The following is a 25,330-nucleotide window of genomic DNA, read 5'->3' on the forward strand; positions in this document are numbered from 1 at the left end:
CTACCGCCGACCTCAGGCCGGCGTGTCCCGCGCCGAACCGACCTGTGAGCGGCGCAGGATCGCCTCGGCGTGACGCAGGACCGGCGCGTCCACCATCTTTCCCTCGAACGCGAACACCCCGCGCTGATCGGCGACGGCGGCGAGAACCCGCGTCGCCCAGTCGACGTCCTCTTCGGACGGCGCATACGCCTCGCGGATCACCGCGACCTGACTCGGGTGGATGGCGACCTTGACGTCGAATCCGACGGCGACGGCATCGAGTGCTTCGGCGCGGAGCCCACCCAGGTCCTTGATGTCGAGATAGACGGAGTCCAGCGCGAGCCGGTGATAACCCTTGGCAGCCAGCAGCGTCGACGACCGCACCTGGGTGGCGACGTCGCGGTAGCTGCCGTCGTCGCGGCGGCTGGAGTTGCCGCCCATCGCGGCGACGAGGTCTTCGGCCCCCCACATCACACCGATGGTGCTGGCCGCCAACGCGATCTCGGTGACCGCGAGCGCACCGAGCGGCGACTCGACCAGGGCGATCACCTCGCGCGGAGCCAGCGACAGCACCTGGTCGGCCGACTCGCACTTGGCGAGCATGAGCCGGGTGTAGCGGGTGCCGTCGAGCGCCAGCAGGTCGCGTTCGTGGTCTTCGGTGCCGACCGGGTTGACCCGCACGACGGTGCGATCGGGATCGAGCGGGGTGTCGATGAGGGCGACCCGGGCCGCTTCCTTGTCGCCGGCCGCCACCCCGTCCTCGAGGTCGAGGATCACGACGTCGGCCGCCGCGGCCGCCTTCGCGTACCGTTCGGGCCGGTCCGCCGGGCAGAACAACCAGGCGGGACCGGGCAGTTCCCAGCTCACGACGGCTTCTTCTGGACGAGGGTCTTGCGGACCGCGATCGCCACCACGTCGCCGTTCTGGTTGCGGCCGGTGTGCTCGAGCGTGACGATGCCCTCGCCGGGACGGCTCTTCGATTCGCGCTTGTCCGCGATCTTCGTCTCCGCGTACAGCGTGTCCCCGTGGAACAACGGCTTCGGGAAACTGATCTCCGAGAACCCCAGGTTCGCGACGATGGTCCCCTGCGTCAGCTGCGCCACCGACAGTCCGACCAGTGTGGAGAGGGTGAACATCGAGTTGACGAGGCGCTCGCCGAACTGGGTGCCCTCGCTGTACGCCGCGTCCAGGTGCAGGGCCTGGGTGTTCATCGTCTGCGTCGTGAACAGGACGTTGTCGGCCTCGGTGACGGTCCGGCCGGGGCGGTGCTCGTACACCGCGCCCAGCTCGAACTCCTCGAACCACAGGCCACGCTGGACGATTCGCCTCGGTTCGGTATCCGTGGTGCTCTCCGCGGAGGTCACAGTCCCGCCTCCCGCGCGATCAGCATCAACTGCACCTCGGTGGTGCCCTCGCCGATCTCCAGGATCTTGCTGTCCCGGTAGTGCCGCGCCACGGTGTACTCGTTCATGAACCCGTAGCCGCCGTGGATCTGGGTGGCGTCGCGGGCGTTGTCCATCGCCGCCTCGGAGGCGACGAGCTTGGCGATGGCGGCCTGCTTCTTGAACGGCTTGCCGGACAGCATCCGGGCGGCGGCGTCGTAGTACGCCGTGCGCGCGGTGTGGGCGCGCGCCTCCATGCGGGCGATCTTGAAGGCGATGGCCTGGTTGTGCCCGATCGGCCGCCCGAACGCCTCCCGTTCCTTGGCGTACTTGACCGACTCGTCGACGCATCCCTGGGCGGCGCCGACGCTGAGCGCGGCGATGGCGATGCGCCCCTCGTCGAGGATCCGCAGGAAGTTCGCGTACCCGCGGCCACGCTCGCCGAGCAGGTTCTCCTCCGGGACGCGCACGTCCGCGAACGTGAGCGGGTGGGTGTCGGAGGCGTTCCAGCCGACCTTGTTGTACGCCGGTTCGGCGGTGAAGCCGGGTGTCGACGTCGGCACGAGGATGGTGGAGATCTCCTTCTTGCCGTCCTTCGTCCCGGTCACCGCGGTGACGGTGACGAGCTTGGTGATGTCGGTTCCGGAGTTGGTGATGAACTGCTTGTTGCCGTTGATGATCCATTCACCGCTGTCGAACTTCGCGGTGGTCTTCGTGCCGCCCGCGTCGCTTCCGGCACCCGGCTCGGTAAGCCCGAACGCGGCCAGGCTCTTGCCGCTCGTCAGCTGCGGCAGCCACTCCTGCTTCTGCTCCTCGTTGCCGAACCGGTAGATCGGCATCGCACCCAGCGACACGCCGGCTTCCAGGGTGATCGCGACACTCTGGTCGACCTTGCCGAGTTCTTCGAGCGCCAGGCACAGGGCGAAGTAGTCGCCGCCCATTCCGCCGTACTCCTCGGGGAACGGCAGGCCGAACAGGCCCATGTCGGCCATCCCCGACACCACCTCGTACGGGAAGGTGTGGTTGGCGTCGTGTTCCGCCGCGACCGGTGCCACCACGTTCTTGGCGAAGTCTGCGACGGTCTTCGCCAACTGCTGGTACTCGTCCGGAAGCTGGCCGGTGGCAAGGAATTCGGTCATGACGCGTCTTCTTTCGTGTCGGTGGGGTCGGTGTGCGGGGTGACTCGGGCGAGCAGTTGGTCGACCATCACCTGGTCACCGGGCACGACGAGGATGTCGACGACGCCGTCGACGGGCGCGGTGAGCGAATGTTCCATCTTCATCGCCTCGACCACGACGAGGCTCTGGCCGGCGGTGACGTGGGCGCCGGCCTCGGCGCCGACGGCGATGACGGATCCGGGCATGGGGCTGGTGATCTCCGCCTCGCCTGCGTGGACGTCGCCGGTGCGGACACTGAGTTCGCGGACCTCACGCAGCATCGTCGTGCCGTCCGACCCGGCGAGCCAGATGTGCCCGTCGGTCTGGGCGACCCGGTAGGTCTCGCGCCTGCCGTCGATCACCACCGAGAGCGTGGACCCGTCGAGCGCCGCGGTCAGCGACAGGGTGTCGCCGTCCTCGACCTGTGCGGTGGCCTCGGACGGGCTGCCCGTGATTCGCACGTGGTCGGTGCGGGTGGGCGAGGACAACCGGATGCTGGTGGGTGCGGGCGTCCCGACCCGCCAGCCGCTCGGAACGTCCCACGGGTCGGCCTGCGCCCCCACGGGCCAGCGCTGCAACCACCGGAACGCCGCGGCGGCGATCAGGGCGCCGTCGGTGGCCTCCGCGGCGACGAAGTCCTCGAGCCGCCGATCGAGCAGACCGGTGTCGAGATCGCCCGCCACCACGTCCGGGTCGGCGAGCAGGAAGCGCGCGAACTCGATGTTGGTGACCACTCCCAGCACACCCGTGCCGGCCAGCGCGCGGTCCAGTTTCCGCAGCGCGGCGGCGCGGTCGTCGGCATGGGCGATGACCTTCGCCAGCATCGGGTCGTAATCGCTGCCCACCACCGTGCCCGGCTGCAACCCGGAATCGACGCGGACACCGGGGCCTGCGGGTTCGACCACGTCGGCGACGAGTCCACCGGTGGGCAGGAAGCCGCGGCTCGGGTCCTCGGCGTAGACGCGGGCCTCGATGGCGTGACCGGTGAGGGTGACGTCGTCCTGGGTGAACCCGAGCGGCTCACCGGCGGCGACCCGCACCTGCCACTCGACGAGGTCGAGGCCCGTCACGAGTTCGGTGACCGGGTGCTCGACCTGCAACCGGGTATTCATCTCCATGAAGAAGAACTCGTCGGGCTTGTCGGCGGAGACGATGAACTCGACCGTTCCCGCACCGGAGTAGTCGACGCTGCGCGCGGTGTTGCAGGCGGCCTCGCCGATCCGGGCGCGGGTCGCCTCGTCCAGCAGCGGCGACGGCGCCTCCTCGATGACCTTCTGGTGCCTGCGCTGCAGACTGCATTCGCGCTCCCCGAGGTGGACGACGTTGCCGTGCCCGTCCGCGAGGATCTGCACCTCGATGTGCCGGGGGCGCAGCACGAATCGCTCGAGGAAGAGGGTGTCGTCGCCGAACGCCGACGCCGCCTCACGCCGCGCGCTGCGCAGCGCCTCGGCCAGCGCGCCCGGCTCCTCCACCAGGCGCATGCCCTTGCCGCCGCCGCCCGCCGAGGGCTTGACGAGCACCGGGTATCCGATGTCGCCTGCGGCCGCGATCAGTTCGTCGTCGGACAGGCCGGGCCGGGCGATGCCGGGGACGACCGGAACGTCGAACTTCGCCACCGCGTTCTTGGCGGTGATCTTGTCGCCCATCACCTCGATGGCGTGAGCGGACGGGCCGAGGAACGCGATCCCCGCATCCGCGCACGCCCCGGCGAACTTGGAGTTCTCCGACAGGAACCCGTACCCGGGATGGATGCCCTGCGCGCCGGTGGCGCGGGCCGCCTCGATCACCTTCTCGATGACGAGGTAACTCTCCCGCGCCGCGGCCGGGCCGAGCAACACCGCGGTGTCGGCCTCGCGGACGTGCCGCGCGTCCCGGTCCGCCTCGCTGAAGACGGCGACGGAACGGATGCCCATGGCCCGCAGCGTGCGGATCACGCGCACCGCGATCTCGCCGCGGTTGGCCACCAGGACGGTATCGATCCGAGTCATTTCAGTCATTCCACTCACATCCGGAAAACGCCGTAGGAGACCGGCTCGACCGGTGCGTTCGCACACACCGAAAGCGCCAGTCCGAGAACAGTTCTGGTATCGGCGGGGTCGATGATGCCGTCGTCCCACAGCCGCGCGGTCGAGTAGTACGGGTTGCCCTGCGCCTCGTACTGCTCGCGGATCGGCGCCTTGAACGCCTCCTCGTCCTCGGCCGGCCAGGGGTTGCCCGCGCTGTCGAGTTGTTCGCTGCGCACCGTCGAGAGCACCGACGCCGCCTGCTCCCCGCCCATCACGGAGATCCGGGCGTTCGGCCACATCCACAGGAACCGCGGCGAGTACGCCCGCCCGCACATCGAGTAGTTGCCCGCCCCGTAGGAGCCGCCGATCACGACGGTCAGTTTCGGCACCCGCGCACACGCCACCGCGGTCACCATCTTCGCGCCGTGCTTGGCGATGCCGCCGGCCTCGTAGTCGCGACCGACCATGAAACCGGCAATGTTCTGCAGGAACAGCAGCGGAATCTTGCGCTTGTCGCACAGCTCGATGAAATGCGCACCCTTCATCGCGGACTCGGCGAACAGCACACCGTTGTTGGCGATAATGCCGACCGGGTGGCCCTCGATGTGCGCGAAACCGGTGACCAGGGTCTTGCCGTACTCGGCCTTGAACTCCTGGAATTCACTGCCGTCGACGATGCGGTCGATGACCTCGTGGACGTCGTAGGGGGTGCGCGGGTCGGTGGGGACCACGTCGTACAGGTCGGTCTGCGGCGCCGTCGCGGGGACGGCGCTGATCACGTCCCACGGACGCTCGGCGCGCGGGCCGAGGGTCGCGACGATGTTCCGCACGATCCGCAACGCGTCCTGGTCGTCCTCCGCGAGGTGGTCGGTGACACCGGAAACCTTCGAGTGCAGGTCGCCGCCGCCGAGTTCCTCGGCCGTCACGACCTCACCGGTCGCCGCCTTCACCAGCGGCGGGCCGCCCAGGAAGATGGTGCCCTGGTTGCGGACGATGACCGCCTCGTCGCTCATCGCTGGCACGTAGGCGCCGCCCGCGGTGCAGGAGCCGAGGACCGCCGCGATCTGCGGGATACCCTGCGCGCTCATCGTGGCCTGGTTGTAGAAGATGCGCCCGAAGTGCTCGCGGTCGGGGAACACCTCGTCCTGCCTGGGCAGGAACGCGCCGCCGGAGTCGACGAGGTAGATGCAGGGAAGCTGGTTCTGCAGCGCGATCTCCTGCGCCCGCAGGTGCTTCTTCACCGTCATCGGGTAGTAGGTGCCGCCCTTGACGGTCGCGTCGTTGGCGACGATCACGCATTCCCGGCCGGACACCCGGCCGATGCCGGCGATGACGCCCGCACCGGGGCACTCGTCGTCGTACAGGCCGTTCGCCGCCAGCGGCGAGATCTCCAGGAACGGGCTGCCGGGATCGAGCAGCGTGTCCACCCGATCGCGGGGCAGCAGCTTGCCTCGGCTCACGTGCCGCTCGCGCGACTTCTCGCTGCCGCCGAGCGCGGCCACGGCCAGCCGCGACTTCAGCTCGTCGACCAATTTCGTGTGCTCTGCCCGGTAGCCCTCCCGTGCAGTGATTCCGCCCAGTGCCATCCTGCCGCCTTCTTTTCTTGACGCCCGTGCCGAGTGAGTTAATGATCGATAACTGAAACTAAGATAACTGTGATTAACTGAGTTGTCCAGACCGCACCCCGGAAAGAGCAAGGCGATGACTGCAGACGTCGACGACACCGAAGCGACGACCCCGACCATCGACGGTGCCCCGATCACGCGCCGCGAGCAGATGAAGGCGGATCGCCGCCGCCAGCTGCTCGACGCCGCCGCCCGCCTCATCGCCGAACGGGGCTTCCTCGGAGTCCGCCTCGAGGACCTCGGCTCCGCGGCGGGAATCAGCGGCCCCGCCGTGTACCGGCACTTCCCCAACAAGGACGCCGTCCTCGTCGAACTGCTCGTCGGGATCAGCACCCGGCTGTTCGAAGGCGGGTCGCTCGTCGCCGCGGAGGCAACATCCCCGGACGCGGCGCTGGAAGGTCTGATCGATTTCCATCTCGACTTCGCACTCGGGGAACCCGACCTCATTCGCATCCAGGACCGAGACCTGGAGAGCCTGCCCGCCGACGCGCGCCGGGAGGTCCGGCTGACGCAGCGGCGTTACGTGGAGATCTGGGTGAAGGTGCTTCTGCAGGTGGATTCGTCGCTGGACGAGACAGATGCCCGCACCAAGGCGCACGCCACGTTCGGGCTCATCAACTCGACCCCACACAGCGCCGACCCCGCCACACCGTCGCGCACCCGGAAAGTGCTGCGCGACATGACGTTCTCATGCCTGCGGCCCGTGAGTACTTCTTAACCGCGGGCGGTTGAGCAGTACTCACGGGCCGCAAGGCACTGTCGGGTGGTTACACCCTGTTCTTGCTCGTCATCGCGGTGTATCCGAGCGACAGCACGGCCGCTGCGGCAATGCTGATGATCCACCGGATCCAGTCGATCCCTCCGGTGTTCCCCTTGCCGAGGAGCCCCTCCCACACCCAGTACCCGATCAGCGCACCGATGATGCCGAGGACGACGGTGATGACCCACCCCATCGCCTGCTTTCCCGGAATCACGAGACGCGCCAGAACGCCGATGACCGCACCGAAGATGATGGTGCCGATGATGTTGCCGACCATGGCCCTTGTCCTCTCAACACGCAATTCATGGTGCGAGCGGAAGGTCACCGCTCATTTCGAACATAACCACCTGGACAGCTGTTCGACAGGGCTTCGGCAAATCGTTGCCAAAAGGTTCACGCGGTGTACCACCGCGAATCCCCCGGTTCAGCGGATGCCCTGCCGTCGCAGCGCCACGGACACGGCCGCGGCCCGGGTGTCGACACCGAGCTTCGAGTAGATGTGCGCGAGGTGCGTCTTGACCGTCGCCTCGCTGATGAACAGGGCTTTGCCGAGTTCCTTGTTGGTCATCCCCTTGGCCAGCAGGGTCAGCAATTCGGCCTCCCGCGGCGTGAGAGCCTCCTCGGGGCGCTGCATCTGCTGCAGCAGGCGCGACGCGACGGGCGGCGACAGCACACTCTGGCCGGCCGCCGCGCCGCGGACGGCGGCGAAGATCTCCTGGGGCGTCGAATCCTTCAGGAGGTACCCGATGGCACCGGCGTCGATGGCGCGGACGACGTCGGCGTCCGTGTCGTACGTCGTGAACACCAGCACCGGCAGGTCCCGGTCGACCTGCCGGATCCGGCGGATGGCCTCCACCCCGTCGATGCCGGATCCGAGGGCCAGATCCATCGTCACGAGCCGCGGCCGGCGGGTGGTCACGGCGTCGACCGCCTCCTCGCCCGTGCCCGCCTCGGCGATCACCTCGATGTCGGGCTGGGAGTCGAGCAGCGCCCGCAGTCCGGCGCGCACGACCGCGTGATCATCGACCAGCAGCACGGTCACGGTCGTCATGCCGAGGTTCCTCTCGCGCACGGTATCTGTGCGGCCACCACGGTGCCCTCGCCCGGTGCGCTCTCGACGGTGAACGTGCCGCCCAGTTGCTCGACGCGGCTGCGCATCGCACGCAGGCCGTATCCGCCGCGGTCCGAGGGAGATCCGCTGGGTGCGGGGTCGAAACCGGCGCCGTCGTCGTAGATGTCGAGTGCGACGGCGTCCGGAAGATACGTCAGGGTGACACCGACGGTGTCGGCCCGTGCGTGCCGGGTGATGTTGGAGACGGCGCTCTGGGTGATCCGCAGCAGCGCGTGCGCCACCTCCGCAGGAATCGCGATCGGAGTGCCCACGATCCGGAGTTCCGCCCGCGGGTGGTGCGCACGCGCGGCGGCGAGCAGCGCCGCGTCGAGCGGCTGGGATTCCAGGTTGGGCGCCGCGAGATGGTGCACGAGACTGCGGGTTTCCGCCAGGTTCTCGCGCAGCGTTCCGGTCGCCACACGGACGTCCTCGCGGGCCCGCGCCTCCGCCCGCGGATCTGCCTGCGCCCAGATCTGCTCGGCGGCCTCGAGCCGGAGGAGACTGCTCGTCAGTCCCTGCGTCACGGTGTCGTGGATCTCGCGGGCCAGTCGTTCGCGTTCGGCGAGGACCCCCGCCTCCCGCTCGGTCTCCGCGAGCCGGGACCGCGTCTCCGCGACCTGACGGAGCAGCCGCACCCGTTCCCGGCCGTCCCGCTCGATCTGGCTGTACGCCATGACGATCAGCGCGCCGGTGCACAGCGGTCCCACCAGCACCGCCCACTCGGTGCGCCCGGAGAACGCGAAGAACGCCAGCGACGTGAGGACGGCGAGAACACCGACGACGGGATACGCGATACGGCTCGGGTAGGCCCTCGTGCAGAGGAAGAACATGGGAAACGCGCACCACGCGAAACTCGGCGCGAGCCAGACGAGTACCGCCCACGTCGTCAGCACCGGCCACACCCACGGTTCCCACGCGCCGCCCCGCCGCGCCACCACCACGGTCGACGTGTACAACGCGGCGAGCGCCGCGATCAACGCGACCACGACGACGAACTGCCCGCTGACACCGTGGTACGTGAGGTACCGCGCCGTCGACGTCGCGAGGAGAACGTAGAAGGAGACATGGATGGCCGTACCGAGCGGGCCGCGCAGACTCTCGCCGGCCGACCTGTCCACTCCGTCCACGGGTCCAGTCACGTCTGTGGATCCTACGGACGTGCGGCAGGTCGCGGATCCACCGTTCGGATGATCTACCCTCGCCGGACGGATGAGCCCGGGAGCGCCGTCGGCCCGATGCGGTCACCGGCGCTTGCGGGCCAGGCTGGTCACGTCAGCTCGTCACTCCCTTGAAAGGCCTTCCGATGCGCACCTTCCACCGACTGCCCCGCATTCTGGCGATCACCGTCCCGCTGGCCGCGATCGTCGCGACCGCCGCGTGCGGCGCTTCCACGACGGACGAGGCGACGGCGGCGTCCACTCCGGTCGCGACGGCCGCCGCACCCGCCCCGGTCGACGGCGCGGACGGCCTGGTCAGCCAGAACCGTCTCGGTGTCGGGGCGGCGCAGACCGCTGCGCAGGCGGCGCTCGCGAAGTGCCAGGCCGACGGACTGGGCTTCGTCACCGTGTCGGTGGTCGACCGCAACGGCAACGTGCAGGCCATGCTGCGGGGGGACAACGCCGCGCAGCACACCGTGGAGGCGGCCCGGCAGAAGGCGTACACCGCCGCCGCGTTCGGCGCGAACACCAGCGACCTGAGCGAACGGGCCAAGGGCGACGGCGCGACGGTCGCCGACCTTCCCGGCACGTTGTTCCTGGCGGGCGGCGTGAGTGTGAAATCGGCGAGCGGGTCGATCGCGGGTATCGGCGTCGGCGGCGCCCCCGACGGAATGCAGGATCAGGCCTGCGCGGCCGCCGGTCTCGACGCGATCGCCGGCGCCCTGGGTTGAAGAGCCGCTCCCGTGTCGACTCCCGAACTCGAGCGTGCACTGTTCGACGCCGTCGCCCGTGACGACGCGTCGGCGGTGCGAGCACTGCTCGACGCCGGAGCCGACGTGAACGCGAAGAACACCCGCGAGGACTCGGCGTTCCTGTACGCGGGCGCGGAGGGGCTGAACGAGATTCTCGCGCTCACCCTCGACCACGGCGCCGACGTGACCAGCATTAACCGGTTCGGCGGAACCGCGCTGATCCCGGCGGCCGAGCACGGCCACGTCGAGACCGTGCGGATGCTGATCGACGCGGGTGTTCCGGTGAACCATGTCAACGATCCGGGCTGGACGGCACTGCTCGAGGCCGTGGTCTACGGCGACGGCTCCGCCCGCTACCAGGACGTCGTCCGACTGCTCCTCGACGCGGGCGCCGATCCGGCCATCGAGGATGCCGACGGCCGGACGGCACTGCAGCACGCGGAGCGACGCGGGCAGGATGCCGTCGCGGCGCTGCTGCGGACCGGGTGACCGGGGGCGGGTCAGGTGTGCCCGATCAGGTCGAGGGACTGCTCACGCATCTCGACCTTGCGCACCTTGCCCGTCACGGTCATCGGAAACTCGTCGACGACGTGCACGTACTTCGGGATCTTGTAGTGGGCAAGCTTGCCGGTGCAGAATTCGCGCACCTTCGCCGCGTCCAGAGGTTCGGTGTCTTCCTTCATCCGCACCCACACCATCAGTTCCTCGCCGTACTTGGCGTCCGGCACGCCGATCACCTGCGCGTCGAGGATGTCGGGGTGGGTGTACAGGAACTCCTCGATCTCCCGGGGGTAGACGTTCTCGCCGCCGCGGATCACCATGTCCTTGATCCGCCCGGTGATCGCGACGTACCCGTCGGAGTCCATCACACCGATGTCGCCGGTGTGCATCCACCGTCCGGCGTCGATCGCTTCCGCAGTCTTCTCCGGGTTGTTCCAGTACCCGAGCATCACCGAGTACCCGCGAGTGCACAGCTCCCCCGGCTCGCCCCGCGGAACGGTCAATCCTGTTGCCGGATCGACGATCTTGACCTCGAGATGTGGGCCGACCCGGCCGACGGTGGAGACCTTCTGGTCGATGGTGTCGTCCGACCGCGTCTGCAGCGACACCGGCGACGTCTCGGTCATCCCGTAGCAGATGGAGACCTCGGCCATCCCCATCAGTTCGATGACGTGCTTCATCACCTCGACCGGGCAGGGCGATCCGGCCATGATTCCGGTCCGCAGACTGGACAGGTCGAAGGACTCGAAGTCGTGCTCGGCGAGTTCGGCGATGAACATCGTCGGCACCCCGTACAGCGACGTGCACTTCTCCGCCTCGACGGCCTGCAGCGTCGCCTTCGGATCGAACGAGGGACCCGGAATCACCATGGTCGCGCCGTGACTCGTGCACGCGAGGTTGCCCATGACCATGCCGAAGCAGTGGTAGAACGGCACCGGGATGCAGACGCGGTCGTTCTCGGTGTAGTGGCACAGCTCGCCGACGAAGTACCCGTTGTTGAGGATGTTGTGGTGGCTGAGCGTCGCCCCCTTCGGGAACCCGGTTGTCCCCGAGGTGTATTGGATGTTGATCGGGTCGTCGGGTGACAGCGCGGCCTGCGCCGCGCGCAGCCGGGCCGGATCCGCGGCATGCGCGGCCATGCCGTCCGACGCCAGCCTGCTCCACTCGGCACTCCCGAGCAGCACGACCACCTCGAGATCGCCGCACTCGGGCCGGACCTCCTCGATCATCGCCGCGTAGTCCGATGACTTGAACTGCGGAGCCGACACGAGCAGCCGGACACCAGCCTGGTCGAGCACGTACTTCAATTCGTGCGCCCGGTAGGCGGGGTTGATGTTGACGAGGATCGCGCCGATCTTCGCGGTCGCGTACTGGATCAGCGTCCATTCCGGGCAGTTCGGCGCCCAGATCCCGACCCGGTCGCCCTTCGCGATGCCCCGCTTCAGCAACCCCGCCGCCACGGCGTCGACGTCCCGCTTCAGTTCGGCGTACGTCCACCGCCGCCCCGACGGCCGGTCGACCAGGGCGTCACGATCGGCGTGGGCCGCCACGGTCCGGTCGAAGTTGTCTCCGATGGTGTCGCCGAGCATCGGGGCGTCCCACACGCCGTGGGTGTAGCTGGGAAGCGGGGTTGTCATCACTCTTCCTCTCCAGGAACCCGTTCGGGCGCCTACGGGACGGGCAGACCGGAAGGCCCTTCCGCGGTCGAACTTACTCTTGGTTGTTGTGATCCAGGGCATACTGCACGGCGAGGGGTGCCGGTAACTGTGCGAAGTCCGGACACCCCTCGCCTGCGGGGTCAGAGCGCGTCGTCTTTCGTTTCCACCAGGGCCTTCGTGCACAGCAGGCTCACCACACCGAGGACGGCGAGCAACACGCCGATCGCGGCACTGCCGTACGCGGACGCCAGGGGCGCGGCGATCAGCGGCGGCACCGCGCCGCCGAGCACGCCGGCGAGGTTGTAGCCGAGGCCCGCGCCGGTGTAGCGGTACCGCGTCTGGAACATTTCCGGAAGCAGGGCGCCGCAGGGACCGTAGGCGATCCCGAAGATGGCGAGCGTGACCATCACGCCGATCGTGAACGCGACGGGCGAACCGGTGTCCAGCAGCGAGAACAGCGCGAGCGCCCACACGACGGCCAGGCCGCAGGAGATCATGATGACCCGTCGACGTCCGATCCGGTCCGAGTACAGCGCCGAGACGACGATGGTGAATCCGAAGACCACCGCCGAGGCGATCCCGACCGTCAGCACGAACGGGCGGCTGAACCCGAGGGTCTTGGTGCCGTAGCTGGTGAGAAACGCCGTCCCCATGTAGAAGAACGCGAACAGGGTGGCCAGCGCGCCGGCCGAGAGGAGGATCTCCTTGGTCTGGAACCGCCAGGCGTCCATCAGCGGGAGGGTCCGCGGGGCCGCATCCGCACGGTCTGCCTGCTGAGCGGCGCGGAACACCGGCGTCTCCTCGATCGCCAGGCGCATGTAGAGACCGATGCCGACCAGGACGGCACTGAACAGGAACGGAATCCGCCACCCGTAGTCGAGGAAGACCTCGTTGGTGTCGCCCAGCAGGCTGCCGGTGACGAGGAACGTGGCGCTGGAGAGGATGAAGGCCACCGCGGGCCCGAGTTGCGGGAACATCGCGTAGAGGCCGCGTTTGCCCGGCGGTGCGTACTCCGCCGTCAGCAGCGTGGCGCCCGCCCACTCGCCGCCGACGGCGAATCCCTGCCCGAAACGCAGCAGCACCAACAGAATCGGGGCCGCGACGCCGATCGTCGCGGCGCCGGGCAGCAGGCCGATGAGGAAGGTCGAGACGCCCATCAGGATGAGCGTGGAGATCAGGGTCTTCTTCCGCCCGATCCGGTCACCGTAATGGCCGAACAGCATCGCACCCACCGGCCTGGCGACGAAGGCCACGGCGAAGGTCGCGAAGGAGGCGACGGTGCCTGCGGTGGAGCCGAGTGCGGGAAAGAACACCGTGGGGAACACCAGTGCTGCGGCGGTGCCGTAGATGAAGAAGTCGTAGAACTCGATGGTCGTGCCGATGCCACTGGCAATGGCCACCTTGCGGACGCTGGTACCGCCCTGTCGCACCGGCGTGGGGGCGTGGGGGGCGCCCGCACCCGAGTTGGAGACTGTGGTCACTCGATTCCTCCGTGGTCCGTGGGGAACACCCTGGTGGGCGTATCCCGGATGAGAGGAAAAGTAGTGATCCGGCTCACTGCGTCACCACCCCCGAATGGGGGGGTGGTGACGCGGCTCACGTCACTCGGTGGCGCCGGACGCGCCGATCAGCTCCCTGCGCAGCTCGGTCCACACGGTGGCGTAGGAGTCGATCACGGGCTCCGAGATCCACTTCGTCTCCCCCGCAGCAACTTTCGCGAGAGCATCGGCGAACAGGTCCTGGTAGCGGGACAACCGGGGCACGAACGCCGACAGGTCGTCGAACACGACCGACGCGCGACGGTCCAGGTCCGCCAGCTGATCGGCGTCGGCCGTGTCGATGAGTCCGACGAACTCCTCGTGGAACGGCACGAAGCTCTCGTACACCTCGGCGATGGAATCCTCGTCGATGGACACCCGCTCGGCGTCGAGCTGGTCCTCGAGCTCCGACAGCCCGGCGCCGGTGAGCGCGATCCGGCCGTCCGAGGCCTCCTGCGCCTTGCCCTGGGTCAGCAGCGCGTCGTACGCGGCCTGCGCGGACGCGGCGCTCACACCGAGATGTTCGGCGAGTACCGCCGCGCTGACCTGCTCTTTCAACCGGACCGCCTGCAGCAGGGCCAATTCGTCCACATTGCCAGCGAAGGCCATAGATCTCTCCTCGTCACACCCCGTCCAGGGCGGTTCTCCGCAGGCCCGGTCGGACCTGCCGCCCTTTAGATAACACGACTACAGTTCGAGGATCTCCGAGGGGGCTGCCAGCGCATCCGCGCGGGAAGTGTCCTTCAGCTCCACTCCGGACCGGCCCAGTTTCCGGGCGCCGGACACCAGGCCCGCCACGACGCGGGCGGCGAGTTCGTAGCCGAGCCCCTCGGGTGGGTGGATGTTGGACACGCAGTTCCGGTCGGCGTCGGTGCGTCCGGGGCGCGGGAGGTGCGTGAGGTAGACGCCGACGCTGTCGGCCACCGACAGTCCCGGCCGCTCACCGATCAGCAGGACGAGCGTCTGCACACCCAGGGCCTGCGCGATGTGGTCGCCGAGCGCCACCCGGGCCTGGGTCGCGATCACCGGCGGCGCCAGCGAGTACGTGCCGCCGAACTCGTCGACCAGCGCGGACAGCAGGGACACCCCGTGATCGGTGAGCGCGCGGGGCGACAACCCGTCGGCGAGGACGAATCCCACCTCGGCGTTCCCCGCGGGCACACCGGACAGATCTGCCGGCGTGCGACCCAGGTCGGGCCGGCGCAGGTATTCGCTCCGGTCCGACGCTTTGCTCGTGACGACCACCGGTCTGCCCAGGCCCACGGCCTCGACCTGTTCGGCCAGCGCCTGCGCGTCGAGCGGCTGGTGGACGGCGTCGCGGGCCGCGGCGTGCGCCGACCGGAACTCGAGGACGCGCTGCGTCGGCAGCGCGTCTCCGGTGCGGCCGAGGCCGATACGCGCCTGCGTCGTGGCTCGCAGTTCCGCCCAGAAGTCTTGTGCGACAGGATCGGTCATCGTGCCCCCGTCAGTGCTCGAAGCGGCGACGCCGCGGCGTCGACCGGCAGCACGCGACCGGCGTCGTCGACCATGCCGAGACGGCGCATCCAGTCCTCGAATTCCGGTGCGGGCCTGAGTCCGAGCACTTGGCGCGCGTACAGCGCGTCGTGGAACGACAGACTCTGATAGCCGAGCATGACGTCGTCCGCGCCCGGCACCGCGATGACGAAGGCCGCGCCCGCCACACCGAGCAGGGTGAGCAGCGTGTCCATGTCGTCCTGGTCGGCCTCGGCGTGATTGGTGTAACAGACGTCGACACCCATCGGCAGGCCCAGTAGTTTCCCGCAGAAATGGTCCTCGAGTCCGGCCCTGATGATCTGCTTGCCGTCGTACAGGTACTCGGGTCCGATGAACCCGACCACCGTGTTGATCAGCAGCGGTTCGAGGTCGCGGGCCACCGCATACGCCCTGGTCTCCAGGGTCTGCTGGTCGACGGGCCTGCCACCCGTGCCGAGGTGCGCCCCGGCGCTCAGGGCCGACCCCTGCCCCGTTTCCAGATACATCACGTTGTCGCCGACGGTGCCGCGTTTCAGCGACCGGCCTGCCTCGTTCGCCTGCCGCAGCAGCGAGATGTCGACGCCGAAACTGGAATTGGCGCCCTGTGTTCCGGCGATCGACTGGAACACCAGGTCGACGGGTACGCCGTCCTCGATCAGGCCCATCGTGGTGGTCACATGCGACAGCACGCACGACTGCGCCGGAATGTCGAAGCGCTGACGGATGTCGTCGAGCAGGTGCAGCAGTTCCGCGGTGGCGTGCGGCGAATCGGTGGCCGGGTTGATGCCGATGACGGCGTCACCGCAGCCGAGCAGCAGCCCGTCGAGCGTGGCGGCCGCGATCCCGCGGGGGTCGTCGGTGGGATGGTTGGGCTGCAACCGGGTTCCCAGGTGCCCGGGTACGCCGAGCGTCGTGCGGAACCCCGCGGTGACGGTGACGGCCCGTGCGACCGCGATGAGGTCCTGGTTGCGCATGATCTTGCTGACTGCCGCGACCATCTCCGGTGTCAGCCCCGGGGCGACGCGGCGGAACGTCTCGGCCGCGCCGTCCCGCGCCGCGACGTCCAGCAACCAGTCGCGCAGGCCGCCGACGGTGAGGTGGGAGATCTCGCCGAACGCGACCCGGTCGTGCGAGTCGATGATGAGCCTCGTGACCTCGTCGTCCTCGTAAGGCACCACGAGTTCGTTCAGGAACGTGCCGAGCGGGACATCGGCCAGCGCCCACTGCGCGGCGGCGCGTTCGGCGTCGGACGACGCCGCGCACCCGGCGAGTTCGTCCCCGCTGCGCAGCGGTGTCGCCTTGGCCATGAGGTCGACGAGACCGTCGAACGTGTACCCGGTTCCTGCGACTCCGTGACTGTAGGTGGTCATTCGAGTTCTTCCTCCGCCTTTGCAAGAACAGCAAACTCCTCGTCGGGCGAATTGGCAACGAGGTGATGGCGGCTGTACAGGCCGAAGTACGCCATGAAGGCCGCGAACGCGATCAGCGTCCACAGTGCGGCGACCGGATCGACGAGGAACGTGGCGATCACCGCGGCGGCCGCGATGACCAGCGCGAACGATGTGGTGACGATGCCGCCGGGTGTGCGGTACGGCCGCTTCATCTCCGGCTCGCGCCTGCGGAGGACGATGTGGCTGACCATCATCAGCACGTAGCTGACGGCCGCGCCGAACACGGCCATGTTCAGCAGCATCGCGCCTTCACCGGTGAGCGAGAGTGCGAACCCGATGACACCCGGGACGATGAGTGCGAGCGTGGGCGCTTTCCGCGAGTTGGTGACCGACAGGTTCGTCGGCAGGTAACCGGCGCGGGACAGCGCGAACGTCTGCCGCGAGTAGGCGTACATGATCGAGAAGAAGCTGGCGACGAGGCCGGCCAGGCCGATGTAGTTGACGACCTTCGCCGCGGTTCCGTCACCGAGCGCCTCGACCAGCGGATTCCCGGACGTCGACAGGCTCTCGGCACCCAGTGCTCCCGTCGCGAGGAACAGGACCGTGGCCCCCGTGACGATGAGGATGAGCATGCTGATGATGATTCCGCGCGGTACGTTCTTCTCCGGCTCGCGTGCCTCTTCGGCGGCCAGCGGCACGCCTTCGACGGCGAGGAAGAACCAGATGGCGAACGGGACGGCCGCCCAGATGCCGAAAGCGCCGAACGGCAGGAAACTCGATGCCCCCGCTGCATCGGTCGGGGCGATGTCGGTGAGGTTGCCCGCGTCGAACAGCCCGATCGCGGAGACCGCGAAGATCACGAGCCCGACGAGTGCGATCGCCGTGATGACGAACATGGCTTTGAGCGCCTCGCCGGCGCCGGTCAGGTGGATTCCGATGAAGATCGCGTAGACCGCCAGGTACACCCACCACCCGTCGGTGATGCCGAACAGGTTCAGTGATTCGACGTAGCTGCCGATGAACGTCGCGATGGCGGCGGGCGCGATCGCGTATTCGATGAGAATGGCGGTGCCGGTGGCGAATCCGCCCCACGGTCCGAGCGCCCGGCGGGCGAACGTGTAACCGCCGCCCGCGGCGGGCAGGGCGGAGGACATCTCGGCCATCCCCAGCACCATGGCCAGGTACATGCCCGCGATGACGACGCCGGCGATCAGCAGTCCGCCGAATCCGCCCTCGGCCAGCCCGTTGTTCCATCCGGCGTAGTCGCCGGAGATCACGTAGCTGACGCCGAGGCCTGCGAGCAGCACCCAGCCCGCCGAACCCTTTCGGAGCGTGCGTTTTTCCAGATAGCTGTTGTCTTCGGAGTGGAAGTCGGCAGCATCGTGGTGTTTACCGGTTCCGGAATTCTTGGATGGTTCTACGAGTGACATTCCGTCCCCTACGTCGATCCGAATGTTGCCTCGCCGGCGCCGCGCGAGAGCGGTGCCGAACGGCCGAGGCCAATGGTGAATGAGCTGTGTACACGTCGTGTCAGCAAAACGTGACCACGACGTAAAAACCGCGGTCGCAGTGAACTTCGGGCGCTAGGGGCCCGGGCGGCGAGCGGGCACGGGACATGCGTCGACGGCTTCGGCGACCACTTGCGGTTCGGGTGAGGGTGCGGGTCTCCAGCCCTGCTCCCACCGCTCGCCCACGATGACGTCCTCCGCGGCGAGGCTGGTGTTCTCCTCCGGGGTGAAGGCACGCGCACGGCTGAGGAAGCGCATGCCTTCCGGGCTTTCGAGGCTGAAGCCCGAACCGCGACCGGGCACCACGTCGAGCACCAGCTGGGTGTGCTTCCACGCCTCGAACTGCGAACCGGAGATCCACACGGGCAGGGCATCGGCACCCTCGGGCCGGGTGGACGGGGTCTCCCCCACCCCGAGACGCAGGTCGAGGACACCGAGCAGCACGTCGCGGTCGCCGACGATGAATTCGCCGTCGGGGTAACACATCGGCGCGGACCCGTCGCAGCATCCGCCGGATTGATGCATCATCAGCGCCCCGTGGGTACCGCCGAGGCGGCGGAGAAGCTCCACCGCCCCGGCGGTTGCCTTCAGGCGCTGAGGCGCCCGGGCTGCGTCCATCAGAAGAAGCCCTGAGCCTTCTGGGCGTAGCTGACCAGCAGGTTCTTCGTCTGCTGGTAGTGCTCGAGCATCATCAGGTGGTTCTCGCGGCCGATGCCGGACTGCTTGTAGCCACCGAACGCGGCGTGCGCCGGGTACTGGTGGTACGTGTTGGTCCACACGCGGCCGGCCTGGATGTCGCGGCCCGCCCGGTAGGCGACGCCGCCGTCGCGGGACCACACGCCGGCGCCGAGGCCGTACAGCGTGTCGTTCGCGATCTCGATGGCCTGGTCGTAATCCTTGAATGACGTGACCGACACGACGGGACCGAAGATCTCCTCCTGGAAGATCCGCATCTTGTTCTGACCGGTGAAGATGGTCGGCTGCACGTAGTAGCCGCCGGACAGGTCGCCGCCGAGTTCGGCGCGCTCACCACCGGTGATCACCTTCGCACCCTCGCCCTTGCCGATCTCGATGTACGACAGGATCTTCTCGAGCTGATCGTTGGAGGCCTGCGCGCCGATCATCGTGTCGGTGTCGAGCGGGTCGCCCTGGCGGACGGCCTTGGTGCGGATGGCCGCCATCGCGAGGAACTCGTCGAAGATGTCCTCCTGGATCAGCGACCGCGACGGGCAGGTGCACACCTCACCCTGGTTGAGGGCGAACATCGTGAAGCCCTCGAGCGCCTTGTCCTGGTAGTCGTCGTTGGACGACAGCACGTCGGAGAAGAAGATGTTGGGGCTCTTGCCGCCGAGTTCGAGGGTGACGGGGATCAGGTTCTGGGACGCGTACTGCATGATGAGCCGGCCGGTGGTGGTCTCACCGGTGAACGCGATCTTCCGGATCCGCGGGCTCGAGGCGAGCGGCTTGCCCGCCTCGACACCGAAGCCGTTGACGATGTTGATCACACCGGCGGGCAGCAGGTCGCCGATGACGGAGATCAGGTGCAGGATCGACGCCGGAGTCTGCTCGGCGGGCTTGAGGACGACCGCGTTTCCCGCGGCGAGTGCGGGAGCAAGCTTCCACACGGCCATGAGGATCGGGAAGTTCCACGGGATGATCTGGCCGACGACGCCGAGCGGCTCGTGGAAGTGGTAGGCGACGGTGTCGGAGTCGATCTCCGACAAGGCGCCTTCCTGCGCGCGGATCGCACCGGCGAAGTAACGGAAGTGGTCGATGGCCAACGGAATGTCGGCGTTCAGGGTCTCACGGATCGGCTTGCCGTTGTCCCAGGACTCGGCGAGCGCGATGGACTCGAGGTTCTCCTCGATGCGATCCGCGATCTTGTTCAGGATGATGGCGCGCTCGGCCACCGACGTCTTGCCCCAGGCCGGAGCCGCGGCGTGTGCGGCGTCGAGGGCGAGTTCGATGTCCTCGGACGTCGACCGCGCGACCTCACAGAACGGCTGCCCGGTGACGGGGGTCGGATTCTCGAAGTACTGGCCCTTGACGGGCGCAACCCACTGGCCGCCGATCCAGTTGTCGTAACGCGATTGGAAGGACATGACGGCGTCGGGCGAACCCGGGCGGGCATACACGGTCATCGATAACTCCCTGGTGTCGTGAAACTCGGTGGAACTTTCTCGGTGTGACTCACAACACTAGGGACCGTACCGTTGCAACTACGTTGCGTACTGCTGATCGAACAGATCGATCCTCGACTTGACCTGGGAATACAACGGGGAACGCGGATCGAGGCCCGCGAGGTACGCCTCCCACGCGGCGACGTCCTCACGGCCGTGGACGGACGTGGTCCACTTGGCGAGCAACCGCTGATCGCCCTCCCGCAGCAATGCCGCCTGGACGCGGGCACGCAGTTCGCCGCGCAGGTCCTCGACGCCGGGCGCCTCCGACCCGGGTAGCACCGGACCCGAGTAGACGTCGAGGGCGGCGGCCAGCTCTCCGCGGTCCAGGGCCCCACGCACCTGCCGGACGTCCGACGTCAATTCGGTGAGCAGCCGGTACGGCCGCGAACCGAGGTTCGCGGGACCGAAAACCTTGCGCAGGCGCGACATCTCGGCACGAATGGTGACGGCGTCGAGTTCGTTCTCGTCGAGTAGCACCGCGAGCCGGTCGGAGCTCAGGCCCTCCGGATGCTCCGCCAGGAGCAGCAGGATTTCCGCGTGTCGCTGCGAGAGCGGGATGCGTTCGGCCCCGCGCACCAGAGTCGGTCGTCCCGACCCCAGCACCTCCAACCGCAGCACCGTCTCGACCAGCGGCTGCGGCGAGCGCAGCAGGTGCAGGCGCAGTTCCGCCTCGGCGGCCGCGACGGTGGCCCGGATCAGCGACAGCACCTCGGGTACCGCGACCCGTGGGCCACCGGTGATGTCGATGGCGCCGACGATCAGCCCCGTCGCCGGGTCGTGGACGGGCGCCGCCGAACAACTCCAGTCGTGCACCGACCTGCTGAAGTGCTCCGCTCCGAAGATCTGCACGCAGTGGTCGAGCGCCAGCGCGGTGCCCGGGGCGTTGGTGCCGACGGTGTCCTCGCTCCAGTCGGCGCCCTCGACGAAGTTCATCTCCAGTGCGCGGTCCTTGGCGGACGAATCGCCCTCGACCCACAGCAACTGGCCCTTCTCGTCCGTGATGGCCACGAGCAGTCCGGTGTCGGCGGCATCCTCGACGAGGAGTTTGCGGACCACGGGCCGGATGATCGACATCGGGTGCGACGCCCGGTACGCGGCGAGATCCGCGGCCGCCAGATCGACCGCGCGGGCGGACCCGTCCGGGCTCACGCCCTTGCTCGTGCTGCGCATCCACGAATCGAGGATGACGGACCGCACCGAATTTCCGTCGCCTGCCTGGTCTCGGCCTGCGGGGGCGTGACGCTCGACGAACAACTGATGCGCCGACGACACCCTGCGCGCCAGCATCGCGACGTCGTCTCCCGGGCGCACGGCGACCCACGGATTGCCCCCTGTGGGCGGTTGACTTTGCATCGAACTCCTCCACGGCGTCTCTGCCTACTGTAACCCGGGTCACACGGGGCCGGGTTCCGCCCTCCGTCACTCCCTCAGGAAGGTACTGACCCGCTCGGCGACCATGACCGCGGTGGCGTGCGGCCCACGGCTCGGGACCACCGGGAACACCGAGGTGTCCGCTATGGTCAGACCCTGTATTCCGCGGACGTTGCACCGCTCGTCCACCACCGCACCCACGTCTGTGTGTCCGCCCATCCGGCAACTGCCGCACAGGTGCAGAGACGTCCCCAGGTGCGCGAGCACCGAGCGGTCGGACACCTCCTCGGACAGCGGCCGGACCAACGGGCCAAGCTCCGGCGAGCGCAGCAGGTCCAGCGCGATGGCCTGTCCCTCGCGCAGCGCCCGGCGGTCGGCGGCCGATTGCGCGTACCGGTACTCGATCCGGGGACGGTCCCTGCGGTGTCCCGACGTGAGCCGGATGTCGCCCCGGCTCTCCGCCACCATGAGCCCGATTCCGAGGACCGGGTCGGGTTGCCCGGATCCGGGGACGAGCACGTCGAACGGCGCCGTGTACGGACGGATCTCGAGGTCGTCGACGTTCAGTACCGTTTCGACGACCGGACTCGTGTCACTGCGGCGGAGTGTGTCCCGGACACGGTACGGCAGAGCCACTTCGGGGTGATCACTGAAATCGGTACCGACACCGGGCACGTCGAGGACGACGTCGATGTCGTTGCCCCTCAGATGTTCTGCCGGTCCGATTCCCGAAAGCATCAGCAGCACCGGGGTTTCGACGGGTCCCGCCGCCAGTACGACCCGGCCGGCGTGGACCGTGCGGCGGGTGCCGCCCGACTCGACCTCGACCCCCACCGTCTCGTTACCGGAGAACAGAATTCGCACGACGTCGGAGTTCGCCTCGACCGTCAGGTTGGGCCGCTCCGACGCCGGCAGCAGATACGCGACGGCGGTGCTGACCCGGCGGCCACCGTCGACGTTGAGCGGCACCGGGCCGATCCCGCCACCGCCTGCTCCGTTCTTGTCGGGTTCCTCGGAATGTCCCGCGCCGAGGGCCGCGGCGCGGAACGCCGCGCTGATCTCGCTCAGCTGTTCCGCGGGCTGCCTGCGCACGGGCATCGGGCCGGCGGTGCCGTGCCGGGAGTCGTCGAAGTCGGCGTCACGCTCGAGTGCCCGGAAGGCGGGCAGCACGTTCTCGTACGACCACGACGCGGGCCAGTGCCGAAAGTCCGCTTCCGTCCCGCGGACGAAGTAGGCGCCGTTGACGGCGCCCGACCCGCCGAGAACGCGGCCGCGCACCATGGCCGAGGGCACGCTCGGCGCCAACTCCACGCCGTACGTCTGCGCGTATGCGCTGCCCGGGCCGACCGGCAGCGTCCGGTAATCGAGGACGGGACAGTCGAGGGCCGACCGGTAACCGGGTCCGGACTCGAGGAGGAGGACCGATCGTCCCGGATCCTCGCTGAGCCGCGTGGCCACCACGCATCCACTCGAACCGCCGCCGACGACCACGACGTCGGCGGCGCGAATCGGATCGGTCACTACGACTTCAACCGGGGCTTCAATGCGTCGAAGTCGCGAGCGGCGACGGCGCCCTTCCAGAGCCCGGCACCGTACGCGATGTCGTCGAGCCGCTTGAACACCGTGTGCCGCACCGGTCCCAGCCCTCCGGGCTCCCGGTGGGTGACCCAGTCGGCGACCCCCTCGGCGACGGCGATCGCGAGCGCGATCCGGCGAATCCGTTTCGAGAGCACTACCGCCAGCAGCGTGACGGGCCAATAGTGGCGGCACATCGCGGACGCCAGCTGCCAGGCGCCACCGGCGAAGCCCTGGGCGGCGAGGATGGCGGCGATGCGGGTCGGCTGATCGAGTCCCGTGAACATGCGGCGCAGGCGCACCAGCATCATCGCGAGCGTGGCGACGGCGCCGAGCAGACCCAGCCGGGTGCAGGTGGCCGCGGCGATGCACGCGAAGAACGTCCACGGCGACATCGACAGCGGTGGGACCATGCCCGAATGCCTCGCCGCCAGGGGCGCCGCACCGGTGCCGTAGAACAGCTTGCGGTCGAACCACTTTCCGAACGTCACGCGATGGTCGTGCGCGACGTGGGCCACGGGCTCGTACCGCAGTCGCCAGCCGGACTCCTGGAGTCGCCAGCACAGGTCGACGTCCTCCGCCACGTGCATGGACTCGTCGAAGCCGCCGAACTCGTCGAGCACCTCACGCCGGGCGATCATCGCGGCGCTCGGGACGTACGACACCGGGCCGCCGGACTGGACCGCGGATTCCTTCCGTCCGAGGTCGAGGGAGGATCGGGCGTGCTCGTACCGCGCGAGCGTGCTCGCCTCGGGTTCGAGCGCGACGATCCTCGGGGCGACCAGCGCGACCGCGGGGTCGCTGAAGTGGCCGAGCATGACCTCGATCCACCCGGTGCGCGGCAGGACGTCGGAGTCGAGGAACGCCACGAACGGAGTTGCGGCGTAACGCAGACCGGTGTTGCGGGCCGCGGCGGGCCCCTTTGCCGTCTCGTGGCGCAGCACGGTGACGCGGCCGCCGCACCCGTTCTGCAGCGCGGGGGCGACGATCGGGACGTCGGAGCCGTCGTCGACGACGACCACCTCGAGTCCGCGGAGCGCGGCCAGCACGCGGTGCAGCCCGGGCGCGTTGTTCTTCACCGGAATGACGACGGTGACGTCCTGCGGGGACGGTGTGCTCATGGGGCGCGGGTTGGCGACCCCCGAGTCGAGGAGGCGGCGTGCGACGACGGCGGACTGCGGATCGACGACCTCGAGGTAGCCGTCTCCGATCATGGCCGCCGCGGTGGGCGCCAGCTTCAGCATCCGGGTCGGCGAACCGCCGATGAGCACTCGGCCTCCGGAATATGCGCGAACCTTGGGGTCGATTCGGATCCCGAATCCATCGGGAAGTCGAGCTTGGCGCATCAGTCGATCGTATGCGGATCGGACAGCGCCGGCAGGGCATGCCGGAAATCAGCCGCAAGGATGTGCCGAAAATCCGCCCTCGGCAACTCGAGGGCGCCCGTGCGGGTCATTGGAGCCTCCCATCGGCGCCCGGTTCGCACCGGAGCCGTCCATCGGGGCCCGGTTTCCACCGGGCCAGTGCCTTGGTGACTGTGTGGACGAGCACGCCGAAGATCTGCGCCCCCTCCGCGGCCGTTGCGCCCGTCGGGTCACCGAGCACCCCATTGGCCGACACGGCGACCATACCGCCTTCTCGCAGTCTTGGCATCAACCTCGCGATAGGTTCCGTATTACCGGGCTCGGCCCTGGACAACCTCACTCGACCAGGTGAAAGGTGTAGCAACAAGGACGTTTCCGTACGTCCGGCATGGGCGTCGGCACCGGGGACCGCGCACGGCACCCAGGCCACGTCACGGGCCTCGTATCGAAGCAAGGCGACAGCCTTGACCAATGCGGGTCCGTTTCCTCCGTGCCCGTTGACGAACAGCACGCGGTCCGCCCACCGGCACGCGGACCTGCCGTATTCGACCAGCACGGTCTCGAGGGCCTCCGCCCCCAGCGAGACGGTCCCGGGAAACCCCTCGTGCTCACCGCTCGCGCCGTACGCGATCGGGGGTGCGACGAGCACGTGCGGCAGCGCGCGGGACACGGCGTCGGCGATGGTGGTGTCGGTGTCGAGCGGCAGATGCGGTCCGTGCTGCTCGAGGGAGCCGACCGGGACCACGACCGTCGACACGTGGGACACGAGGTCGGGCCACACCGCGTCGTCGAGGTGTCCGGAATGGGGCATCCTCCGA

General features: G+C 68.6%; 23 protein-coding genes. 3 read left to right on the forward strand and 20 right to left on the reverse strand.

Annotation, left to right across the window (positions count from 1 at the left end):
- Positions 1–12: 12 nt before the first annotated feature.
- Genes BLV94_RS13880 through BLV94_RS13900 form a run of 5 tightly spaced genes read right to left on the reverse strand, consistent with a single transcriptional unit; the run spans position 13 to position 6,110 of the window.
- Complete coding sequence (locus BLV94_RS13880; protein ID WP_072945643.1) at positions 13–846, reverse strand: HpcH/HpaI aldolase/citrate lyase family protein; 834 nt, start codon at positions 844–846, stop codon at positions 13–15.
- Complete coding sequence (locus BLV94_RS13885) at positions 843–1,343, reverse strand: MaoC family dehydratase (RefSeq protein WP_072945641.1); 501 nt, start codon at positions 1,341–1,343, stop codon at positions 843–845. The genes BLV94_RS13880 and BLV94_RS13885 overlap by 4 nt, the downstream gene beginning before the upstream one ends.
- Positions 1,340–2,500 carry an acyl-CoA dehydrogenase family protein gene (locus tag BLV94_RS13890; RefSeq protein WP_072945639.1) on the reverse strand — a complete coding sequence of 387 codons (1,161 nt, stop codon included), beginning with the start codon at positions 2,498–2,500 and terminating at the stop codon, positions 1,340–1,342. Before BLV94_RS13890 ends, BLV94_RS13885 begins: the two co-directional genes overlap by 4 nt.
- The gene (locus BLV94_RS13895) at positions 2,497–4,506 is read right to left on the reverse strand and encodes an acetyl/propionyl/methylcrotonyl-CoA carboxylase subunit alpha (protein WP_072945637.1); all 2,010 of its coding nucleotides are present in this window, start codon (positions 4,504–4,506) and stop codon (positions 2,497–2,499) included. Before BLV94_RS13895 ends, BLV94_RS13890 begins: the two co-directional genes overlap by 4 nt.
- 14 nt (positions 4,507–4,520) lie before the next feature.
- The gene (locus BLV94_RS13900) at positions 4,521–6,110 is read right to left on the reverse strand and encodes a carboxyl transferase domain-containing protein (RefSeq protein ID WP_072945635.1); all 1,590 of its coding nucleotides are present in this window, start codon (positions 6,108–6,110) and stop codon (positions 4,521–4,523) included.
- Between the two features lie 115 nt (positions 6,111–6,225).
- On the opposite strand from BLV94_RS13900, the gene BLV94_RS13905 reads away from it, so the two are divergent.
- On the forward strand, positions 6,226–6,867 hold the full coding sequence (locus BLV94_RS13905) for an SACE_7040 family transcriptional regulator (RefSeq protein WP_072945633.1): 642 nt from the start codon (positions 6,226–6,228) through the stop codon (positions 6,865–6,867).
- A gap of 49 nt (positions 6,868–6,916) precedes the next feature.
- Here BLV94_RS13905 and BLV94_RS13910 read toward each other — a convergent pair whose 3' ends face one another.
- From BLV94_RS13910 to BLV94_RS13920, 3 genes are all read right to left on the reverse strand, one after another.
- Entirely contained in the window at positions 6,917–7,186 is a 270-nt protein-coding gene (locus BLV94_RS13910) for a GlsB/YeaQ/YmgE family stress response membrane protein (protein ID WP_072945630.1), read from the reverse strand.
- Between the two features lie 147 nt (positions 7,187–7,333).
- A complete protein-coding gene (locus tag BLV94_RS13915; protein ID WP_072945628.1) occupies positions 7,334–7,960 on the reverse strand; it encodes a response regulator in 627 nt (208 codons plus the stop codon).
- On the reverse strand, positions 7,957–9,159 hold the full coding sequence (locus BLV94_RS13920) for a sensor histidine kinase (RefSeq protein ID WP_072945626.1): 1,203 nt from the start codon (positions 9,157–9,159) through the stop codon (positions 7,957–7,959). Before BLV94_RS13920 ends, BLV94_RS13915 begins: the two co-directional genes overlap by 4 nt.
- 164 nt (positions 9,160–9,323) lie before the next feature.
- On the opposite strand from BLV94_RS13920, the gene BLV94_RS13925 reads away from it, so the two are divergent.
- Both BLV94_RS13925 and BLV94_RS13930 read left to right on the forward strand, forming a co-directional pair.
- Positions 9,324–9,908, forward strand: coding sequence for a GlcG/HbpS family heme-binding protein (locus tag BLV94_RS13925; RefSeq protein ID WP_072945624.1), 585 nt, complete (start codon positions 9,324–9,326; stop codon positions 9,906–9,908).
- Positions 9,909–9,920: 12 nt separating this feature from the next.
- Positions 9,921–10,418, forward strand: a complete 498-nt coding sequence (locus BLV94_RS13930; RefSeq protein WP_072945621.1) for an ankyrin repeat domain-containing protein — start codon at positions 9,921–9,923, stop codon at positions 10,416–10,418.
- Between the two features lie 11 nt (positions 10,419–10,429).
- On the opposite strand, the gene BLV94_RS13935 is transcribed toward BLV94_RS13930, so the two are convergent.
- The 12 genes from BLV94_RS13935 to mftE form a co-directional block, all read right to left on the reverse strand.
- A complete protein-coding gene (locus BLV94_RS13935; RefSeq protein WP_072945619.1) occupies positions 10,430–12,067 on the reverse strand; it encodes an AMP-binding protein in 1,638 nt (545 codons plus the stop codon).
- A 161-nt stretch (positions 12,068–12,228) separates the two neighbouring features.
- Positions 12,229–13,569, reverse strand: a complete 1,341-nt coding sequence (locus BLV94_RS13940; RefSeq protein ID WP_083395567.1) for an MFS transporter — start codon at positions 13,567–13,569, stop codon at positions 12,229–12,231.
- A gap of 120 nt (positions 13,570–13,689) precedes the next feature.
- Positions 13,690–14,235, reverse strand: a complete 546-nt coding sequence (locus BLV94_RS13945) for a hypothetical protein (protein WP_072945617.1) — start codon at positions 14,233–14,235, stop codon at positions 13,690–13,692.
- Positions 14,236–14,313: 78 nt separating this feature from the next.
- A complete protein-coding gene (gene eutC, locus BLV94_RS13950) occupies positions 14,314–15,081 on the reverse strand; it encodes an ethanolamine ammonia-lyase subunit EutC (RefSeq protein WP_072945615.1) in 768 nt (255 codons plus the stop codon).
- Complete coding sequence (locus BLV94_RS13955) at positions 15,078–16,490, reverse strand: ethanolamine ammonia-lyase subunit EutB (RefSeq protein ID WP_072945612.1); 1,413 nt, start codon at positions 16,488–16,490, stop codon at positions 15,078–15,080. Before BLV94_RS13955 ends, eutC begins: the two co-directional genes overlap by 4 nt.
- Complete coding sequence (gene eat, locus BLV94_RS13960) at positions 16,487–17,941, reverse strand: ethanolamine permease (protein ID WP_072945610.1); 1,455 nt, start codon at positions 17,939–17,941, stop codon at positions 16,487–16,489. The genes BLV94_RS13955 and eat overlap by 4 nt, the downstream gene beginning before the upstream one ends.
- A 153-nt stretch (positions 17,942–18,094) precedes the next feature.
- A complete protein-coding gene (locus tag BLV94_RS13965; protein WP_072945608.1) occupies positions 18,095–18,637 on the reverse strand; it encodes a DUF779 domain-containing protein in 543 nt (180 codons plus the stop codon).
- Positions 18,637–20,160, reverse strand: a complete 1,524-nt coding sequence (adh, locus tag BLV94_RS13970) for an aldehyde dehydrogenase (protein ID WP_072945606.1) — start codon at positions 20,158–20,160, stop codon at positions 18,637–18,639. Before adh ends, BLV94_RS13965 begins: the two co-directional genes overlap by 1 nt.
- A 78-nt stretch (positions 20,161–20,238) precedes the next feature.
- Positions 20,239–21,555: a sigma-54-dependent transcriptional regulator family protein gene (locus BLV94_RS13975; RefSeq protein ID WP_072945604.1), complete on the reverse strand. Its 1,317-nt coding sequence runs from the start codon at positions 21,553–21,555 to the stop codon at positions 20,239–20,241.
- A 66-nt stretch (positions 21,556–21,621) separates the two neighbouring features.
- The gene (gene mftG / locus BLV94_RS13980) at positions 21,622–23,094 is read right to left on the reverse strand and encodes a mycofactocin dehydrogenase MftG (protein ID WP_072945602.1); all 1,473 of its coding nucleotides are present in this window, start codon (positions 23,092–23,094) and stop codon (positions 21,622–21,624) included.
- The gene (gene mftF / locus BLV94_RS13985; protein ID WP_072945600.1) at positions 23,094–24,494 is read right to left on the reverse strand and encodes a mycofactocin biosynthesis glycosyltransferase MftF; all 1,401 of its coding nucleotides are present in this window, start codon (positions 24,492–24,494) and stop codon (positions 23,094–23,096) included. Before mftF ends, mftG begins: the two co-directional genes overlap by 1 nt.
- 106 nt (positions 24,495–24,600) lie before the next feature.
- Positions 24,601–25,323: a mycofactocin biosynthesis peptidyl-dipeptidase MftE gene (mftE, locus tag BLV94_RS13990; protein WP_072945597.1), complete on the reverse strand. Its 723-nt coding sequence runs from the start codon at positions 25,321–25,323 to the stop codon at positions 24,601–24,603.
- Positions 25,324–25,330: the final 7 nt, after the last annotated feature.

Source organism: Rhodococcus koreensis (assembly GCF_900105905.1).
Lineage (GTDB): Bacteria > Actinomycetota > Actinomycetes > Mycobacteriales > Mycobacteriaceae > Rhodococcus_F > Rhodococcus_F koreensis.

Excerpts from the sequence above, each read along its gene's own strand:
- BLV94_RS13890 (WP_072945639.1), bottom strand. The coding sequence starts at position 2,500 with ATGACCGAATTCCTTGCCACCGGCCAGCTTCCGGACGAGTACCAGCAG.
- BLV94_RS13895 (WP_072945637.1), bottom strand. The coding sequence starts at position 4,506 with ATGACTCGGATCGATACCGTCCTGGTGGCCAACCGCGGCGAGATCGCG.
- BLV94_RS13900 (WP_072945635.1), bottom strand. The coding sequence starts at position 6,110 with ATGGCACTGGGCGGAATCACTGCACGGGAGGGCTACCGGGCAGAGCAC.
- BLV94_RS13905 (WP_072945633.1), top strand. The coding sequence starts at position 6,226 with ATGACTGCAGACGTCGACGACACCGAAGCGACGACCCCGACCATCGAC.
- BLV94_RS13910 (WP_072945630.1), bottom strand. The coding sequence starts at position 7,186 with ATGGTCGGCAACATCATCGGCACCATCATCTTCGGTGCGGTCATCGGC.
- BLV94_RS13915 (WP_072945628.1), bottom strand. The coding sequence starts at position 7,960 with ATGACGACCGTGACCGTGCTGCTGGTCGATGATCACGCGGTCGTGCGC.
- BLV94_RS13925 (WP_072945624.1), top strand. The coding sequence starts at position 9,324 with ATGCGCACCTTCCACCGACTGCCCCGCATTCTGGCGATCACCGTCCCG.
- BLV94_RS13935 (WP_072945619.1), bottom strand. The coding sequence starts at position 12,067 with ATGACAACCCCGCTTCCCAGCTACACCCACGGCGTGTGGGACGCCCCG.
- BLV94_RS13945 (WP_072945617.1), bottom strand. The coding sequence starts at position 14,235 with ATGGCCTTCGCTGGCAATGTGGACGAATTGGCCCTGCTGCAGGCGGTC.
- eutC (WP_072945615.1), bottom strand. The coding sequence starts at position 15,081 with ATGACCGATCCTGTCGCACAAGACTTCTGGGCGGAACTGCGAGCCACG.
- BLV94_RS13955 (WP_072945612.1), bottom strand. The coding sequence starts at position 16,490 with ATGACCACCTACAGTCACGGAGTCGCAGGAACCGGGTACACGTTCGAC.
- eat (WP_072945610.1), bottom strand. The coding sequence starts at position 17,941 with ATGTCACTCGTAGAACCATCCAAGAATTCCGGAACCGGTAAACACCAC.
- BLV94_RS13965 (WP_072945608.1), bottom strand. The coding sequence starts at position 18,637 with ATGGACGCAGCCCGGGCGCCTCAGCGCCTGAAGGCAACCGCCGGGGCG.
- adh (WP_072945606.1), bottom strand. The coding sequence starts at position 20,160 with ATGACCGTGTATGCCCGCCCGGGTTCGCCCGACGCCGTCATGTCCTTC.
- BLV94_RS13975 (WP_072945604.1), bottom strand. The coding sequence starts at position 21,555 with ATGCAAAGTCAACCGCCCACAGGGGGCAATCCGTGGGTCGCCGTGCGC.
- mftF (WP_072945600.1), bottom strand. The coding sequence starts at position 24,494 with ATGCGCCAAGCTCGACTTCCCGATGGATTCGGGATCCGAATCGACCCC.
- mftE (WP_072945597.1), bottom strand. The coding sequence starts at position 25,323 with ATGCCCCATTCCGGACACCTCGACGACGCGGTGTGGCCCGACCTCGTG.